We start from the raw sequence: 2,886 nt of genomic DNA, 5'->3' as shown, positions 1-2,886 counted from the left end.
TATAGTTCAAATTTTAAAATTCCATCTTATCAAATAGTATCCGTTCCCGTAAAATCGAGCGTCAAATCCGCCGTGGTTCTGCGCGAGGTTGCAAAGCCAAACTTCAAAACCAAGGAAATTTTAGAGATTTCGCAGCTTAAATTTAGCCCGTTTCAGATCGCACTTGCAAATTTTATCGCGTACTACTATGTCTGCGAAAAGGGCGTTGCATTTGGGATTTTCGAGCCTGCAAGCGATACGGCGCAGAATTCGCAGGAGGATCTCGCTACCGAGCGGAATTGCGCTTGCGAAAAAATTTCCGTTAGTAAGCCAATTTCCGCTTGCAAGCAAACTTCTACCCGCGAACAAAATTTTATTTCCGAGCAGAATTCCATCACCGCACAAAATTCTGCGCTCGACGATGACTTTAGTGCCATACAAAATTCCGCCTCAATCCAGAATTTTGCATTGACGAGGAATTCTACTATCTCAAAAAATTCTGCCACCGTCATAAATTCCGTCATCGCGCCAAATTCCATGCAAAAGCAAAATTTAAAGCGGGCGCCAAATTCTATCTCGCAAAATTTGGCGTCAAATTCCGCCCCTGCGCAGAATTCTATCCAAGAGCAGGGCTTTGTCAATGAACTAAATTCCGCCTCAATTCAAAATTTCGCATTGATTCAAAATTCTGCCGCCATGAAGACCGCCATAAATTTTGTTACCGCGCCGAGTTCGGCACACAAACAAAATTTCGCTATCGCGCAAAATTTGACCCAAGAGCGGGATTTTGCCAAGGGAGAGAATTCCATTTCGATTAAAAATTCTACTTCAGCGCAAAATTCCATCTCAATTCAAAATCCCGAGACCGTACAAAATCCCGTTTCGCTGCTATCCTCGCTTCAAATAGGTAAAATTCCAAACCTCACCCCCGCGCAGGAGCAAGCGCGTAAATTTGCCGAAGCCAATGAGACGTCGCTGATCTTCGGCGATACAGGCAGCGGCAAGAGCGAAATTTATATCGCGCTGATCGCGCAGGCGCTCGCTGCAGGCAAGCAGGCGCTGTTTTTGATGCCCGAGATTTCGCTTACGCCGCAGATGACGAAGCGGCTGCAGAGCTATTTCGGCGAGCGGCTCGGCGTCTGGCACTCCAAAATTTCGCCCAAAAAAAAGCGCGAAATTTTAGCGAAATTTAACGTAGGCGAGATTCGGCTCATCGCGGGCGCCCGCTCCGCGCTGTTTTTGCCCTTTAGCGATCTAGGTCTCATCGTCGTGGACGAGGAGCACGACGACAGCTACAAATCCGCCGCCGCGCCGCGCCTAAATGCCCGCGACGCCGCGATTTTCGTCGGCAAGAAGCTCGGCATCCGCGTGGTTTTGGGCTCTGCGACGCCCGCGCTTAGCACCTACGCGAAGCAGCCGCACTTCCGCCTGCGCGGCACCTATTTTAGCAGCGCCAAGCGCTTCATTTTCGACGAGAGCGAGACGGGGCTGAGCCCTAAAATTTTAACCGAGATCGGGCGCAGCCTCGAAGCCGGCAAGCAAGCGGTCGTGTTTTTGCCGACGCGCGCGAACTACAAATATATGGTCTGCGAAAACTGCGGGCAGATCGTGCGCTGCCCGTTTTGCGCCGTCGGGATGAGCTACCACGCGGACGCTGCGGCTCTAAAGTGCCATTACTGCGGCTTTAGCACGTTTTACAGGGCGTCTTGCGAAAACTGTGGCGGCGAGGTGATGCAGGCGCGCAAGATTGGCACCGGCGAGCTTGCCGCACAGCTTGCGGCGCGTTTCCCAAGCGCCCGCATCGCTAAATTTGATCGCGACGAGATCACCACACAGCGCAAGCTTGAGGCGCTGCTCAATAACTTCAACGCCCATAAAATCGACATTCTGGTAGGCACGCAGATGCTTAGCAAGGGGCACGATTACCATGGCGTCGATCTTGCGGTGATAATGGGGATCGACGAGCATCTGAGCTATCCCGATTTTAGGGCGCGTGAAAAGACGCTGGCGCTTGCGATGCAGGTGGCGGGCCGCGCGGGCCGCTCGGGGCAGGGTAGGGTCGTCATACAGACGCGCCAGAGCGGCTTTTTTAGGGATTATATCGAAAACTACGACGATTTTTTGCGCGACGAAGCGGAGTTTCGCGAGGGGCTCTATCCGCCGTATATGCGGCTTTTGCGCGTGCTGATCTCGCATAAAAACGAAAAAGTGGCGAGCAAGATAATGAACGTAGCGCTTGAGCTTTTACGCCGCAAACAGGCGGGAGATAGCGCGTTTGCATCGCATGACGGGCTGGACGCGAGGCAAGCAAATTTAAGCGCTTTAAATTTAGAAAATGCCGCGCAGCAGGGCAGTAAGCAGATGTCAATTTTTAAATTTCAAAGCTCGGATCCGCGCGAGAGCAACGCAAATTTAAACTATCAAAAAAACGCTTCAAATTTAAAAAATACCGCGCAAATTTTAGCTTGCGACGCAGGCGCAGGTAGCGTAAATTTAAAGCCTGAAAGAAAGAGTAGCGTGCAAAATTTTATAAATTTAGCGACCGAAAATGCTGCCGAAAATTCCGTGCAGTATTTGAAAGAGAAAGCGAGCGAGAGCTTTGAGATCATCGGCTACGGTAAGGCGGGCATCGCCTATATCGCGTCGAAATTTCGCTTTGAAATTCTGCTGCGCGCTAGCTCGCACGTGCCGCTCATCAATGCTGCGCACACGCTTGAGCATCTGCCCGTCGAGATCGATATGGATCCCGTAAACTTCGGCTAGACAGAGCTTTTAAAATTCGAGCGAAATTTTATCCGCCGCGGACGCCTTTTTGCAGCGTTTGTTTGCGGAGCGGGCTAAAAAAGAGTGGCAAAATTTCGGGTAAAATTTAAGGAGACGATTTGAGCGATAATTTAGATGAGCTAA

The 2,886-nt window shown here is 50.7% G+C and carries 1 pseudogene; it reads left to right on the top strand.

What is annotated here, in order from left to right:
* Window positions 1-888: 888 nt before the first annotated feature.
* A pseudogene (priA, locus tag Q0413_RS11210) lies at window positions 889-2,217 on the top strand (primosomal protein N'); the annotation flags it as partial.
* Window positions 2,218-2,886 lie beyond the last annotated feature (669 nt).

Source organism: uncultured Campylobacter sp. (assembly GCF_938045465.1).
GTDB lineage: Bacteria > Campylobacterota > Campylobacteria > Campylobacterales > Campylobacteraceae > Campylobacter_B.
Note: the sequence above shows the minus strand (reverse complement) of the source record. Positions and strands in the feature narration are given on the sequence as shown.